Source organism: Persicitalea sp., from assembly GCF_041751555.1.
GTDB lineage: Bacteria > Bacteroidota > Bacteroidia > Cytophagales > Spirosomataceae > Persicitalea.
Genome location: NZ_JBGSXF010000491.1, coordinates 1 through 15,394, shown reverse-complemented (window position 1 = coordinate 15,394; position 15,394 = coordinate 1). Strand labels below are relative to the sequence as shown.

Genomic DNA, 15,394 nt, shown 5'->3' with positions numbered 1-15,394 from the left:
GTGGACAATCAGCCGCCTTTCTCCTTAGCAGAAAACGGATAAGTCCCCTACCCCCAATTGGCGTTTTGACGTGAAGCCTTCACCGTATTTTACGCCAATGGCGTGCCCCATTTCTTCGGCCCTGGCCCGAATAAAGTCCAGAAACTCGGGGCTGGAGATATAGCTCTGAGGTTCCGAATCATCCATCCGGTTTTCTGTGGGGACAAAAAACTGAGACTCGAAGGCCAGCATTGCAGCTATTTTCTTTTCAAAAAAGGGCGTAATATCTACCACAAAATCGGGTTTGATGTACCGATCCTGAATCATGTGAAAAACGTTTTTGGGGCGCCAAGCCTCTTGCGTGTTTCCGACTTCGTCCTGCGTTTCGACCATCCGCAGCCCGGAGTAGAAACAACTTTCGAGAATAAGTTGCCCCCCTCGCCCGTGGTCGGGGTGACGGTCGTCAATGGCGTTGGCCAGGACAATGTCGGGCTGGTACTTGCGGATGTAAGGAATGATAGCGCGTTGGTGGGCTTCGTCGTTTTTGAAAAAACCATCGGCTAATCCAGCGTTATCACGAACCTCGATACCCAAAATTCGGGCGGCGTTGTCGGCTTCCCGGAGGCGGCCTTCGGGGGTACCACGCGTGCCTAGTTCTCCTTGTGTCAAATCCAGGATGCCGACTTTTTTGCCGAGGGCCATTTGCGCAAGGAGGGTTCCGGCGCAGCCGAGTTCGACGTCGTCGGGGTGGGCGGCGATGGCCAGTATGTCTAATTTCATTTTTCTGAGGGGATGGCCAATCACTTCACTCGCAATTTCTGACCGACTCGTAAGGTGGAGCGGGTAGAAATCCGGTTGAGTTTGGCAAGATTGGCAACGCTCAGGCCGTAACGGCCCGCGATAGAGGAAAGTGTTTCGCCGGAGCGGACGCGGTGCAGCATCGTGCGAACGTAAGCGGGTTTTTCGCCGCTCTCGTATTCGCTTTTGGTCGTGGTGCGTCCACCGCGCAGGTAATCATACACGCTGGCGGTGAGCGTAAAGTGGTCGGAACGTACTTGCTGCTTAGGCCAGTCGAAAATGTTATTGGAATCGAAAGGGTTGCCTTCATAGCGGTTTTCGTAGTGCAGATGCGAGCCGGAACTCCGCCCGGTGCTGCCGCCCAACCCGAGAATATCCCCGGCCTTGACAATTTGGCCGGATTCGACCAATTGCTTAGACATGTGACCGTAAAGCGTTTCCAGACCATTGTAGTGCCGTACCATCACGTAACGTCCGTAACCATTGCCGTCCCAACCCACAATGCGGACGATGCCGTCGAAAGTACTGTACACAGGATCCCCTGTTTCGAGATCAATGTCGGTACCGGCATGCCAGCGGCCCCAGCGGAAGCCGAAATTGGAAGTGATACGTGGTACCTCTACGGGCGTGTTCCAAAAGCGGTTTTCGGCCGGGTCAAAAAGTTTGAGGTCGATGGTTTCGTCGAACTCCAGCGGATTCATGCTGTACGGGTCGATGGTGCGCTCGTCCCAGATCACGTAGTACTCAGCAATCTTGACCCACTCGTCACCGATCTGCATCGAGTCCACTTCAATAAGTACCTCAGGTTCGCCCTCGTCAATTGTAGTTGTATCCTCACTGACAACGGGATTCAGTGGTTTTACGGGCTCAAACTGGCTCTGGAATTGGAGGTTGGAGGTTTCTACCTTAAAATCGGCTTCCGGCTCCCTTTGCGGTTCGGTCGATTGAAAATTGGGGTTAGTGGTAGTGTTAGTGCTTTGGTTGATCTTAGGATTTTTGCGGAATTTTCCGCGCTCCTGGGCCTGAGCGTTCAACAACAGACCTCCCATTGCCCATAGCAGGCAAATGAATATTTTTAATTTCATATAGAACGATCAGTATCGGGTATCACCGATAGCTGAAATAAGGTCGATAAATAAGCTAGTCAGCGCATCGGATCAAAGTACCGACACGCTCAACTATACTGTTGATTTTTAAAACTAAAAATGCAGCGAGAATCAACCCGCTGCATTCTTTTTAGGCCATTTGTGGTTGGGCCATCATTTCGTGCTCGGCCAGATAACGCTCGGCATCGAGGGCTGCCATGCAGCCCGTTCCCGCCGCCGTAACTGCCTGGCGATATATGACGTCTTGTGCATCGCCGCAGGCGAAGACGCCCTCTATGTTAGTGTAAGTACTGCCTTTCACGGTCTGGATATAACCCGCCGCGTCCATGTCGAGCTGGCCTTTGAAAATGTCTGTATTAGGCTTGTGACCAATGGCCACGAAGAATCCGGAAACGTCGAGTACACTCTCTTTCCCAGTCTGGTTGTTCACGATTTTCACGCCTTCCAGATCCTCCTTACCCAGCAATTCGACGGTTTCGGTATTCCATAGAATCTCGACGTTAGTCAGCGACATCAACCGCTTTTGCATAATATTGGACGCCCGCATCTCGTCGCGACGCACCAGGACGGTCACCTTGCGGCACAACTTGGCAAGGTAACTAGCTTCTTCGGCGGCAGTGTCGCCCGCCCCAACTACAACTACATCCTGGCCCCGGAAGAAAAAGCCGTCACAAACCGCGCAGGCCGAAACACCCCTGCCATTCAGTCGCTCTTCGCCGGGCAATCCCAGCCATTTGGCGGAGGCACCCGTGGAAATAATTACGGTTTCGGCTTCTATTTCAAACTTTTCGTCGATCGTTACTTTATGCTGACCGCCGGAAAAATCGACGGCAGTAGCCATGCCGTAGCGGACATCGGTGCCGAAACGCTTGGCTTGCTTTTCAAAATCCATCATCATTTCCGGCCCTGTGATGCCATCAGGATAGCCGGGGTAGTTCTCGACGTCAGTCGTGATAGTGAGCTGACCACCCGGCTGGGGACCTGTGTAGAGCACGGGCTTCAACCCAGCGCGGGAGGCATAGATAGCTGCCGTATAGCCGGCGGGACCTGATCCGATAATCAGGCAATCAATTTTTTCAGGAGACATTCTTTTTCTAGTTGAAAGTGGAGCGTCAAGAAAGAGCATTGAAATCACATATTTTGCTCAATCAATCTTCAAACCAATATTTTACAAAAAATTAGTATTGTTGCTTTTTTAAGAATCCATTTTTTCAAAAAAATTGCTGATAAAGTGAATTCTGTGATGCTTTAACGAACAAATGCTAGGCCACAAAAGTGCAAATTATCTCGTAAAAAGACAAAGTCGGATCACTTGATTCGCCACTCGATTCGGCGGTTCTGGCGGCGATTCTCTTCGGTAGTATTTGGTACTTTGGGCTTGGTTTCGCCGTATCCTACGGCACTGAATCGATTTTTCACAATGCCCGCTTCGGCCAGGTACTTCGCCACGCTTTGCGCCCGCTGCTTCGATAGCTCGAGGTTGACCTTGTCACCACCCACGTCGTCGGTGTGGCCCGCAACTTCGATAGACAAGTTAGGGTTATTTTCCAGGAAAGAAACCAGCTTTCGCAGTTCGAGTTTTGATTTATTATCCAGAGCGTAGTCACCCGTGGCAAAAAAGATGTTGTTCAATACTTCCACCCGATCTTTCTCGGCTTTTTCCAGTGGAATATCCAACCGCAGTGCGGGCATAGAGTCGCTGGGAACGAAAGTCAGGCTTTTGAACAAATAGCCTTCCCTGACTACGTACAGGGCATATTCGCTGTTCTGGTTTAGCACCGCCAGGTACTCTCCCGTGCCGGATTGGGAGGCAAATGTCGCGACGCGCTTTTGGCTGGATAGGTCGTAAAGTTCCAACGAGGCTTCGAGCGGTGCATTGGTGCGTTGGTCGAAAACCTTACCCTTTATGTAGTTGGTCGGGACAAACATCTTTTGCAACGTGTCGGGAATCTGGAACTCGTAGAGCATCGCCCGGCGCCCCTTTGGCTCGGCTCGGTCATCGGTGTAGTAGGCTGTTTTGCCATCTGAGGAAATGTACATGCCCACCTGGTCGGCGAAAGTGTTGATGGGGTAGCCTAGGTTGATCGGCTGATTCCAGAGTGTGTCGGCACGCTGCGAGATAAACAAATCGAAGCCGCCCATGCCCGGCATGCCGTTGGAGGCGTAGAAGAGCGTGTGTCCATTGGCGTGGATGAAGGGAGCGCTTTCCTCATCGGGTGTGTTGACTGTACTGCCTAAATTACGGGGCGCCTGCCACTGCCCCGTGCTGTCGAGGGTACTTTGCCAGATATCTGACTTACCAATACCGCCGGGGCGGTCGCTTGTAAAATACAGCACACTTCCGTCAGCGGATAGCGAGGGCTGGGATTCCCAGTCATTACTGTTGATAACGTCGCCTATATTCTTAGGCGCTAGCCATTCTTCTCCTTCTTTTCTAGTAAAGAACAAATCGCAGCCGCCGTAGGTGTCGGGTCGGTTGCAGGCTGTGAAAACCAACATGCGGCCATCGGCCGAGATGGTACAAGTACCCTCATTATTAGGTGAGTTGATGTTTTTGGAGATTTCCTCCGGTACGTCCCAGCCGCTTTTGGTGCGGTGGGTGATGTACATATTCTCATCGCGTTCGGGCGTGAGTCCGGTAAAAATCAGCGTTTCGTTATCAGCTGTGAGCACAGGGAAGAACTGCGCCTGCAAAAAATTAACCGTATCGCCCAAAGATTTTTTGTTGATTTTAAGGGGGTGCTGCATCGCTTTCTCGGCGAAGCGGGCCGAGGCCAACCACTTCCTGGTAACGAGCGCTAAATTTGACCTTTCAGGATAGTGAGCCAGGGCTTTACTCAAATAAACCTGCGCCGAGTCGTAGCACTCACGCTGGAATGTGTCGCGCCCCAACCACTGAAACGCCGCCGCTGACTCAGGTAGTTCGGGGTCTAATTCTACTGCTCGTTGATAATGAAATCGGGTGCGCTCCGGCTGCCGCTGGAATCCGTAGATCTGCCCCAGATGAAGGTGCGCTTCCGCAATGTCCGGTTGTTTTTGAAGCAGTTGCTCGTAAAGGGTCTGGGCAACATCGAGCTTACGTTCTTTCCACGCAGCCTGCGCGTCGGCGTAGAGTTGGCGCTCGCGGCGAGGGAGATTTTTTTCCTGCGCCTCCGCCGCTAAAGAAATCAGAAAGATTAAGACAAAAGCACCGAAACGGCTCATCAGGGAATGTTCATGAACTTATGCGTTTGTAACGATATTTGCCAGCGCGGATTGTCTTTGATGTAGTCGATAATCAGCGGCAGCATCGTCTCATGGCGACTCCACTCGGGTTGCAGAAGTAGTTTGCAATGTGGCGCAACCTGTGCGGCGTGGGCTTCGGCAAAGGCAAAGTCGCTTTTGTTAAATACGATAACCTTCAACTCATCCGCCGCTGGATAAATGGATGGGTGCGGAGCTTTAAATTTCTTGGGCGAGAAACAGACCCAATTCCAATGGCCCGTGAGCGGGTAGGCACCGGAAGTTTCGATGTTGGTTTGAAAGCCCGCTTCTTGTAAAGCAAGCGTCAGTTCATTCATTTTATACATCAAAGGCTCACCACCCGTAACTACCGCCAGGCGACCGGGATAGACCAGAGCGTTTTTCACAATAGTTGAAATTGCTGTTTTAGGATGATGATCGGCGTCCCAGGATTCTTTTACGTCGCACCAAACGCAGCCGACATCACAGCCTCCCAAGCGAATGAAGTAGGCTGCCTTGCCCGAGTGCGCGCCTTCTCCCTGTAAAGTGTAGAAGGCTTCCATGATCGGAAGCGGGGTAGTTTTGGTAAGAGATGCTTCTTGGGCTGCTGATGTTGTGGTCATTTCTATTTATCGCCTAAATCTTATTGACTTCAATCAGTTTTTCTAGATCGGTCATGCCTATGGCATTTTAAAAAACTAATCTACTCTTCTAGAAGTTCTACAATTAGGTTTAGATATGGCTCTACTGCTAGATTAGAGACTCAAGTAATTCATTCTCTCATTCAATCATTCAAAATTGACATTGCGCAAAGATACGATTACCGGACGATCCTTCCCCGCTGACTTTCTGGAACCTTACCGCTACTTAGGCGACCCTTTAGCCGATGTGGTAGTTGACGAAGTAGCGTCGCAGGGTGGCCACGCGACCGTCGGGCCACTCATGCGCTTCCTGACCGACTACGAAGATTTTGATCTGGAAGCTCAGCCTGATGTAGTCCGGGAATTCATCAATAGCCAAGCTACCTTTCCCGTTCATACTGACAAAGAGCAATTTAAGGAAGGAATCGACTTTTTCTGGAAGCATTACCAATTGGTGTCTCTTCTGCTGGGAACCTACGCCCTCCCCTACTGCTACGCCGGGGCCAACGGGGCCAAGGTGCTGTGGATTTCGGAACGGATAAAGAACAATACCTTTCAGCGGTTGGAAGAAACGGGGGCCTTCGTGTTTGGCATCATGCAGGAGCGCGACTGGCAGAACGGCGTTAATTTTCAGCGCATCGCCAAGATTCGCCTGCTCCACGCTGCGGTTCGCTGGTTTACATTAAACAGCGGCAAATGGGACGTAGCTTGGGGTCACCCGGTTTGTCAGGAAGATATGACAGGGACCAATCTTTCCTTTTCTTTCATTATTATCAAAGGGCTCCGAAAACTGAATATTACAGTTTCCAAGCAAGAGGAAGAAGCTTTTCTGTATTTCTGGAACGTCGTGGGAGAACTGTTAGGCGTAGTTCCTGAATTGTTACCCCAGAATATGCTGGAAGCCTACCGCCTGGATAAAGGTGTCGCCGAACGACAATTCACTTCCTCCGAGGCGGGGCAAGGCCTGACTAAATCCTTGCTCAAAGCGATTGAGCAACAGATCACGTCACCCACTTTGCAAAACCTTCCGGCGGCACAAATGCGGTTTTTTCTAGGGAAGAAAATTGCCGATATTTTGGATGTACCCGAGGTAGCCTGGGAGGAGGGCTTTGTAAAGTTGGCTTTGCAGACGCCCATTTTCCCCAAACTTATGTCTCTGCAAAAACCTGCTTCGCCTGTTCTTGAAAAATACTGGCGGTAGTTGTGTGGTACGGGCTTCCAGCCCGTAATGAGTTTTTTTTGTGTTTCCTCAAATAGACGGGCTGGAAGCCCGTACCACAGGCTTACTCCGCTATTTCCCCAAAAGTACCTTCTTGCAGGCGAATCAAAGGCGGCCTCAAAAATCGCTTTCTAACCGTCACCACAAACAAATTATCGTAGTCACTATCGGGAATCGTCTTTTTTCGATGTGTAACGGGTAGTTGATCGAGAAGCGGAAGCAACGTATTGCTGTGGCCAACGATTAAGGCATTTCCACCATGTAGTTTTCGTAGGTGCTTCGCGACTTCCCAGAGGGTATCTGTACCGTAAGGTGCGATAGTTAGTCCCAGTTTTTCAGCTAATGGCACGGCAGTTGCTCGGGTGCGGGTCGTGTTGGTCGAGTAGATGTGTTTGATATTTTTTTCCAAAAGTGTATCCGCCAAAACCTGTGCCCTCACCTCTCCCTCTGCCGTCAGCGGCGGATCGCTGGCGGGTTGCGAAGCTTTTTCGGCGTGGCGAACGAGGTACAGCGTATGGTTGGAACAGCCCGCAAGTTGTCCGGCTAAGAGTCCAATTCCCAGTAAAATCCTTAGCTTCATTTATGTAGCGTTATCTTTGCGAAATAAGTAGAATGGTAAAAATACTCTTCCGTTTTTTCTACCTTTCAAGAATCTCCAAATATAGGCAAAGATAAATGTCCTCACCTGCCCTCATCGGCAATACCATCGACCAGTACGAACCCATTTGCGCTTTGGCTACCGCTTCCGGGGTAGGTGCCATTGCGGTCGTACGCGTTTCGGGTAAGGGCTCGATCGAGATGGTTGCTAAACATTTCAAAGGCACTGATCTCAGCGAAGCTGCAAGCCACACGGTACATTTCGGGACAATTCGTCAGAAGAATACGGTCATCGATGAAGTACTTGTGACCGTTTTTCGCTCGCCGAGCTCTTTTACCAAAGAAGACTCTGTCGAGATCTCCTGCCACGGCTCCGACTACATCGTTCGCCAAATCCTGAAACTCCTCGTGCAGAGCGGCGCACGCATCGCCCGTCCGGGCGAGTTCACACAACGCGCCTTCCTGAATGGTCAGTTCGACCTGGTGCAGGCCGAAGCCGTGGCTGACCTTATCGCGGCTGACTCTGCCGCCAGTCACCGCACCGCCCTCACGCAACTGCGTGGAGGTTTTTCCAAAAAACTGCAAACCCTGCGCGAAGAACTGATTCACTTTGCCTCGCTCGTTGAACTAGAACTGGATTTTGGCGAGGAAGATGTAGAATTCGCTCAGCGTGACGACCTACGACAACTTATCCAAAACCTGCTTGAAACGATTCATCCCCTCATCGAGTCGTTTGACTACGGCAACGCCTTAAAAGACGGCATTCCGGTGGCCATCATTGGCTCGCCCAATGTGGGCAAATCTACCCTGCTCAACGCTTTGCTTAACGAAGAAAAGGCTATCGTCACCGAAATCGCCGGCACAACCCGTGATGTGATCGAGGACACGATCGTGTTGGAAGGTGTGAAATTCCGTTTCATCGACACGGCAGGTATCCGCGAGACGCGGGATGTTGTGGAGTCGCTGGGCATCGAGCGCTCGCGACGGGCGATGGAGCAGGCCGACGTGGTGCTGATGCTGTTCGATAGTGAGGAGACTAAGAAAGACGTGGAGGTTTTGGCGGCGGCGCTGCCGGAGGGAAAGAAGGTAGTTTGGGTTAGGAATAAGGCGGATTTAATGACGGAGGCCTCCGACTCAACTAACAAATCGCTGTCTATCTCCGCCAATACCCAATTCGGCCTAAATTCTTTAAAATCCACTCTTATCACCCAAGTTCAGACAAATTCCCCTCAAGACACCGTCGTCACCAACCAGCGCCACTACGAACACCTCCTCAAAACCTCTCAGGCCCTCGACGAAGTGCTGGAAGGCTTGGATTCCGGCGTCACGGGCGACTTCTTGGCGCAAGACATCCGGCTGGCTCTTTATCATTTGGGAGAAATCACGGGAACCATCGTCTCCGACGATCTGCTGGCGAATATTTTTTCCAAATTTTGTATTGGCAAATAAAGCCTTCAAATTGAAATGGTAAATAATCTATCCATGAAAAAAATCCTTGCATTTGTATTACTGTTTGCAATCAGTTTGGGAAATGCCCCGCGTAAAATCACTTTGCTGGCTCTGGGCGATTCAATCACCTACCTCAATGACCATTTGAACCAAACTGGAAACCGCCTTACAAAAGGATACCTGACGCGCATCACAGAGAATAACCCGAGAATCAACTATATCAATAAAGGCTATAACGGCTGGACATCGGTGAAGGTCGCTCAGAATATTGATTCGCTCGGGCTAACTAAGGCCGAGGTGTACACTGTTTTTTTGGGTACTAACGACTGGTGGCAGGGAAAAGTAGTGGGAAAAATTTCTGATTATGAGCAAAATACTGGAACGGGTACGGTTTATGGTTCCTTCAAAATTATCACCGATAAGCTAAGGCGGCTCAATCGAAAAGCTAAGATCATTTTGATTACCCCAATGCAACGGGGCGATTTTGTCTATTTGACCAATTATAAGAACAACGCCTACGGCTCGTACAAACCCAAAAACGGCCAAGCGCTGGAAGAGTTTGCGAACGCCGTGGTGGCGATCGGCCGATTGGAGAAATTCCCCGTCGTGGACTTGTACCACGATAGTGGCATGACCTCGGCCAACGCGGTGCGTTTCAAAAGATTACGAAATCCACAATTGGGCGAATATCAGAACTACCCCTACCCTGAATACACCGAAATTCCTTTCGACCCCGAAAAAGATGAGTACCCGTATCCCCCCGAGGCAATCGCCATGACCTACGATGGCCTGCACCCCTCGGATAAAGGGAATGAGATCATTGCCGAAATGCTGATCAAAAAGTGGAAAGGCTTCCGATGAGTTCAGTCATTTTTCCAGAAAATAGCCAGAATTTTTTTAAGGAAGTGCAGGAATGGTTGTCCAAGCTGCCCGCTGCTTTTCAACTTAGTACTGGTAATTATTCCGAAGAATTTTGGTTAAACGTTGAAGGCAAAAACGGTCGATCGCTGGCACTTTTACTTCGACCTCTTATTGAGTTCTCGCAGGAAGATTCCAAGGGTAGTATCACCTCCAAGACGGCGAGACACGTAACTCTTTGGGAAGATCAATGGTACACGAAGCGCCAAATCGTCCAATCCCGCCTGAAAGCACTACTCGGAATTTCAGAGCGCATTCCGGCTCGACTCACGCAGGTACGCCGATTAGACCGCCCGACGACCTCAAATTTTTTGAAGGAAAATCATTTACAGGACGCCACGATTACGAAGTACAAGTACGGTTTGTTTCTCCCTGAAAAGCATTTCCGGGTACTTGCCCAGCCGCCCGCCAATGACGAATTGCTGGTGGCCATAGCAACCTTCGCCCGTCCACGAATTTTTGATCGCGCAGAGGGCCCTCACCGCTCCTACGAATTAGTAAGGTTTGCCAATTTATTAAGTACCACCGTCGTGGGCGGCCTTGACAAACTACTGAGTCATTTTGTGAAAGAACATCAACCCGACGACATCATGACCTACGCAGACCTGGAATGGTCGAGCGGTGTGAGCTACCAAAAGCTCGGGTTTGAGACCCATGGAGACACTCCGCCACAGGAATTTTGGGTAGATCCGGCGACGATGCAGCGGTGCTATCCGCATAGACTGCCTGACGAAATCACGGAGGATTCAGCAACCAATCACGGTATTGTGAAAATAAAAAACGCCGGAAGTCGTAAGTTTGTGAAAAATTTTCTCCCGCAAAGCCATTCAAATTGATCGTAATCCTCGGCCCCACCGCCTCCGGCAAAACCCATTTGGCTGCTCAGCTGGCTCACCGCATCGGCGGCGAAATTATTAGCGCAGATTCTCGCCAGGTCTATCGCGGCATGAATATCGGCTCTGGCAAAGATTTAAATGAGTACGTTGTAAATGGCAACCCCGTCCCGTATCACCTCATCGACATCGTGGATGCGGGTGAAAAGTACAACGTCCACCAGTTCCAACTGGACGCGCAACGGGTACTCTCCGAAATCGAATCGCGAGGGAATACAGCTATCCTCTGCGGCGGTAGTGGATTGTACCTCAATGCACTATTGCAGGGTCATGGCTTTACGGGCATCCCCACCAATCCTTCGCTCAGAGAGATGCTAGAAGCGTATCCTCACGAGGTACTTTTGAAAGAGTTCGGGAAGAAAAAAACTGCCTATTCGCCATTAGCCGACACCTCCACCAAGAAGCGAACCATCCGGGCTATCGAAATCAACAATTTTCTAACCGCAAATCCCGACTATCCCATCCCTGAAACCGAACTACCTGACTTCAAGGTTTACGGCATTGACCCTTCGACCAAACTCCGACGCGAACACATCAGTCAACGGCTTAAAGAGCGCTTCGATAACGGCTTAATTGATGAAGTAAAGGGGCTATTGCAACAAGGAATTCCAGCCCAAACGCTAATTTATTACGGTTTGGAGTACAAATTAATTACCCAGTACCTAAACGGAGAAATGATTTTGCTGGAAATGAAGCAGCGGCTCGAAACCGAAATCCACCGTTTTTCCAAACGGCAAATGACTTTTTTCCGAAAAATGGAAAAGGAAGGCATCGATATTCGTTGGTTACGCAACGACCAAACACCCGATGAGTGGGTAGAAACTATCGTATCTAACCTGAACGAGTAATTTTCAAAGAATGAGTAAAAATCTCACCACTACCCTCCTGTTGGTAATTCTGGGCATCACCGACGCCTACCTCCTCTCCCACCCCAACCTCATCGGTCGCATCGGTATCCTCATTTACCGACATGATTATTTGAAAACTTTTCCCCGCGCCCTGGCTACGGTTTTTCTCGTGTTGGGCGTATGCCTTTTTATTAGTGAAGTAATCCGCCGCAGCAAGCGACCTCAGGCAGCCATCGCCTGGTACCTAATGTGCATGGTGCTGGGCATGGCCTTGTTTTCATACGTTTACGTTAGCTTTTCTTCCCTGACTTACAGTATGACGGGCAAGGCCTTCATTTACGGGGCACATTTATTGCCCATTCTGATGATCGGGATATTCGGCCGCTACCTCATCTCGGCGATTTACCAAGCTCGCAACCAAACCGGACTATGAGGAAATTTTTCAGAGGTACTTTTCTTCTTATCTCTTTCGGTTGCCACGCACAAACGAGCTACCTCTTGAAGCCAGACCGCGTTTTCGATGGTCAGTCCATGCACGAAAACTGGGCCGTTTGGACGCAGGGCAACAAAATAATGGCCGCCGGAAAAGCGGAGGACTTCCCCGCCGAATCGCACCAAGCGCAGGTAATCGACCTCCAAGGCACCACCCTGCTGCCCGGTTTGATTGAAGGCCACTCTCACCTTTTCCTGCATCCCTATAATGAAACTTCCTGGAACGACCAAGTACTGAAAGAGCCACGCGCTTATCGTACAGCGCGGGCGGTCAAAAGTGCTGAGCAAACATTGTTGGCTGGCTTCACTACGGTCAGAGACCTGGGTACTGAAGGAGCCGAGTACGACGACGTCGGACTAAAAAAAGCCATCGACGAGGGAATCATCCCCGGTCCGCGAATGATCGTGGCTACCCGAGCACTAATTGCCTCAGGTAGTTACGGGCCGAGTGGGTTCAGTCCCGATTTCGTAGTGCCGCAGGGCGCGGAAGAAGCCGACGGCCACGACGATCTCATCAAGGCTGTCCGCCGTCAAATCGGCAAGGGCGCTGACGTAATAAAAATCTACGCCGACTACCGTTGGGGGCCAAATGGTGAGGCGCGTCCCACTTTCAGTGAGGACGAAATCAGGCTGATCGTGGAAACGGCCCGCAGCAGCGGCCGGCCGGTTGTGGCTCACGCCTCCACCGCCGAGGGAATGCGTCGCGCCATTATGGGAGGCGTCGAGACCATCGAACACGGTGATGGAGGCACACCCGAAGTCTGGAAGTTGATGAAAGACAAAAAAGTTGCCCTCTGCCCTACCTTGGCGGCGGGCGACGCGATCAGCCAATACCGCGGCTGGCGGAAAGGGCAAGACCCCGAACCTGAAAGACTCGCGGAGAAAAGGCGGAATTTCAAGCAGGCCCTCGATGCGGGCGTGACAATGGTCATGGGTGGCGACGTGGGAGTTTATTCCCACGGCACCAATGCCCGCGAAATGGTACTGATGGTGGACTACGGAATGAAACCGCTGGACGTATTAAAAGCCGCAACCTCAGGAAACGCTCGGATTTTTCACCAGGAAAACCGCATCGGTTCTATTCAAAAAGGGCTTTTGGCTGATTTGGTGGCCGTGACTGGTGATCCGGCTACCGCTATCACGGACATCGAGAAAGTTCAGTTGGTTATGAAAGATGGTAAAATTTACAAGAAGCCCGAATAGTTGAGAAGTTTCTGATCCTGAAATTGCCTTTCGGATGCCGCAATAGAGGAATCAGGATAGAAATTCCAGATAATTTTTAGGATATTGCAAGCCTTCAGCGTTTGTCCTTACTTCTGGCAAATGCGTATAAAACGATTGTAAACCCCTTTATTCACCAGAGAAGCCAACGGAGGAACCTAAAATGGGTTCGCTGGCTTGGCTTTCAAACATTAAAAATCCCTAAACATTTCGACAAACTATATGTCACAAACCGCCCAAATGACCATTGAGGGTCAAGAATACGAATTTCCAGTTGTCGAAGGCACCGAGCAGGAAAAAGCCATCGACATCAGCAAACTCCGGGGAAAATCCGGCTACATTACCATCGACCCCGGTTTCAAAAACACTGGTTCCACCACCAGCGCCATTACTTTTTTGGACGGCGAAGAGGGCATTCTGCGTTATCGCGGCTATTCCATTGAGGATCTAGCCGAGAAAGCTTCTTTTCTGGAAGTAGCCTATCTGCTCATTTATGGAGATCTCCCTACCGCTGAGCAGTATGATAAGTTTGAACACGAAGTAAGGACGCACACACTCGTTAATGAGGACATGCGTAAAATTTTCGAGGGCTTCCCGGTCAACGCGCACCCGATGGGTACCCTTTCATCCCTGGTGAGCGCCATGAGTGCTTTTTACCCAGACTCCTACGACTCGAATGTCCCCGCCGACACAGAGATGCACATCATCCGGCTGATGGCCAAGTTGCCGACGATCGTTACCTGGTCCTACAAAAAATCGCAGGGTCATCCGGTCAATTATCCTGACAACAATCTCGACTACTGCTCGAACTTCCTGAACATGATGTTCTCGCTGCCCGTCGAGAAGTACGAGGTCGACCCCGTAGTGGCTAAAGCGTTAAATAAGCTGCTAATTCTCCATGCCGATCACGAGCAAAATTGCTCCACTTCCACGGTTAGATTGGTGGGTTCTTCGCAAGCCAATATTTACACCTCCATCTCGGCGGGTATCGGCGCACTTTGGGGGCCATTGCACGGCGGAGCGAATCAGGAAGTGATCGAAATGCTGGAAGCTATTAAGGAGGACGGCGGCGATTCTCAGAAATACATTGATAAGGCAAAAGACAAAAACGACGACTTCCGCCTGTTCGGATTTGGCCACAGAGTGTACAAAAACTTCGACCCGCGCGCACGCATCATCAAGAAAGCCGCTGATGAGGTTCTGGAAAAACTAGGCGTCAACGATCCTGTGTTGGACATCGCCAAGACGCTTGAAAAAGCTGCCCTGGAAGATGAGTACTTCGTGTCGCGCAAGCTTTATCCCAATGTGGACTTCTATTCCGGCATCATCTACCGCGCTCTGGGCATCCCAACCAATATGTTCACGGTCATGTTTGCCATCGGCCGGCTACCCGGCTGGATCGCGCAATGGAAAGAAATGCGTGAGAACCAAGAGCCAATCGGTCGCCCGCGTCAGATTTACACGGGTGCCACAGAACGCGATTTTGTGGCGATGGATAAGCGTTGATTTAAAATCGAATTTATTTCAGACACCGCCCGATATTTCGCGGCGGTGTTTTTTTATTCAAAAACTATGGAGGAAACAAAATTGAAGCTCTCGCTTTCCGATTGGCTGGCCATCGAACGTACGCATTTGGCCAACGAACGTACTTTCCTGGCTTACTTCCGCACCGCGCTGGCTCTGCTGGCGGGAGGTGTAACCATTCTTAGGCTCGATGCCTTTCGGGATGTTCGTTGGCTAGGCTACATTTTAATGGTGCTGGCACCGCTGGTCTTTCTGATAGGTATTTGGCGGTTATTTTCAGTAAAGCGGCGGATTGAGAGAAGGCATCAGGCCATAGAGGAATAGGCTGAATCGAAATGACTAAATTGCTAGAACATATATTGGAAATTCCCATCGGGTATTCCGAGGTACGGTTTCAAAGTAAAAAATACGGCGTGACCCGTACTGATTTTAACAACGGGAAAAGCATAAAGCTTTACGCCGAGGAGCTGGGAGGCACGGATTTTAT

Annotated in this window: 15 protein-coding genes; 9 read left to right on the top strand and 6 right to left on the bottom strand. The window is 50.5% G+C overall.

From position 1 onward, the window contains the following. Positions 1-24: 24 nt before the first annotated feature. The 5 genes from bshB1 to ACEW8P_RS17280 all read right to left on the bottom strand — a co-directional run bounded on the left by bshB1 (position 25) and on the right by ACEW8P_RS17280 (position 5,728). The gene (gene bshB1, locus ACEW8P_RS17300) at positions 25-759 is read right to left on the bottom strand and encodes a bacillithiol biosynthesis deacetylase BshB1 (protein ID WP_373514327.1); all 735 of its coding nucleotides are present in this window, start codon (positions 757-759) and stop codon (positions 25-27) included. A gap of 20 nt (positions 760-779) precedes the next feature. Beyond that, positions 780-1,862 (bottom strand): peptidoglycan DD-metalloendopeptidase family protein, encoded by a 1,083-nt coding sequence (locus ACEW8P_RS17295; protein WP_373514326.1) that lies wholly within the window; start codon positions 1,860-1,862, stop codon positions 780-782. Positions 1,863-2,013: 151 nt separating this feature from the next. Beyond that, the gene (trxB, locus tag ACEW8P_RS17290; protein ID WP_373514325.1) at positions 2,014-2,970 is read right to left on the bottom strand and encodes a thioredoxin-disulfide reductase; all 957 of its coding nucleotides are present in this window, start codon (positions 2,968-2,970) and stop codon (positions 2,014-2,016) included. A 221-nt stretch (positions 2,971-3,191) separates the two neighbouring features. Beyond that, positions 3,192-5,087: an OmpA family protein gene (locus tag ACEW8P_RS17285; protein WP_373514324.1), complete on the bottom strand. Its 1,896-nt coding sequence runs from the start codon at positions 5,085-5,087 to the stop codon at positions 3,192-3,194. Then, entirely contained in the window at positions 5,087-5,728 is a 642-nt protein-coding gene (locus tag ACEW8P_RS17280) for a 7-carboxy-7-deazaguanine synthase QueE (RefSeq protein WP_373514323.1), read from the bottom strand. Before ACEW8P_RS17280 ends, ACEW8P_RS17285 begins: the two co-directional genes overlap by 1 nt. Positions 5,729-5,903: 175 nt before the next feature. On the opposite strand from ACEW8P_RS17280, the gene ACEW8P_RS17275 reads away from it, so the two are divergent. Next, positions 5,904-6,947, top strand: a complete 1,044-nt coding sequence (locus ACEW8P_RS17275) for an oxygenase MpaB family protein (RefSeq protein WP_373514322.1) — start codon at positions 5,904-5,906, stop codon at positions 6,945-6,947. Between the two features lie 82 nt (positions 6,948-7,029). Here the strand turns inward: ACEW8P_RS17275 and ACEW8P_RS17270 are convergent, their stop codons facing one another. Then, positions 7,030-7,545 carry a phosphoglycerate mutase family protein gene (locus ACEW8P_RS17270; protein WP_373514321.1) on the bottom strand — a complete coding sequence of 172 codons (516 nt, stop codon included), beginning with the start codon at positions 7,543-7,545 and terminating at the stop codon, positions 7,030-7,032. Between the two features lie 95 nt (positions 7,546-7,640). On the opposite strand from ACEW8P_RS17270, the gene mnmE reads away from it, so the two are divergent. From mnmE to ACEW8P_RS17230, 8 genes are all read left to right on the top strand, one after another. Then, positions 7,641-9,011, top strand: a complete 1,371-nt coding sequence (mnmE, locus tag ACEW8P_RS17265; protein ID WP_373514320.1) for a tRNA uridine-5-carboxymethylaminomethyl(34) synthesis GTPase MnmE — start codon at positions 7,641-7,643, stop codon at positions 9,009-9,011. A gap of 33 nt (positions 9,012-9,044) precedes the next feature. Beyond that, entirely contained in the window at positions 9,045-9,872 is an 828-nt protein-coding gene (locus ACEW8P_RS17260; RefSeq protein ID WP_373514319.1) for an SGNH/GDSL hydrolase family protein, read from the top strand. Beyond that, the gene (locus ACEW8P_RS17255) at positions 9,869-10,765 is read left to right on the top strand and encodes a hypothetical protein (protein WP_373514318.1); all 897 of its coding nucleotides are present in this window, start codon (positions 9,869-9,871) and stop codon (positions 10,763-10,765) included. The genes ACEW8P_RS17260 and ACEW8P_RS17255 overlap by 4 nt, the downstream gene beginning before the upstream one ends. Beyond that, positions 10,762-11,670, top strand: coding sequence for a tRNA (adenosine(37)-N6)-dimethylallyltransferase MiaA (gene miaA / locus ACEW8P_RS17250; protein WP_373514317.1), 909 nt, complete (start codon positions 10,762-10,764; stop codon positions 11,668-11,670). Before ACEW8P_RS17255 ends, miaA begins: the two co-directional genes overlap by 4 nt. Positions 11,671-11,680: 10 nt before the next feature. Next, positions 11,681-12,103: a hypothetical protein gene (locus tag ACEW8P_RS17245; protein ID WP_373514316.1), complete on the top strand. Its 423-nt coding sequence runs from the start codon at positions 11,681-11,683 to the stop codon at positions 12,101-12,103. Beyond that, positions 12,100-13,365, top strand: coding sequence for an amidohydrolase family protein (locus tag ACEW8P_RS17240; RefSeq protein WP_373514315.1), 1,266 nt, complete (start codon positions 12,100-12,102; stop codon positions 13,363-13,365). Before ACEW8P_RS17245 ends, ACEW8P_RS17240 begins: the two co-directional genes overlap by 4 nt. Positions 13,366-13,605: 240 nt before the next feature. Beyond that, entirely contained in the window at positions 13,606-14,889 is a 1,284-nt protein-coding gene (locus tag ACEW8P_RS17235) for a citrate synthase (protein WP_373514314.1), read from the top strand. Positions 14,890-14,955: 66 nt separating this feature from the next. Further along, the gene (locus tag ACEW8P_RS17230; RefSeq protein ID WP_373514313.1) at positions 14,956-15,231 is read left to right on the top strand and encodes a YidH family protein; all 276 of its coding nucleotides are present in this window, start codon (positions 14,956-14,958) and stop codon (positions 15,229-15,231) included. Positions 15,232-15,394: the final 163 nt, after the last annotated feature.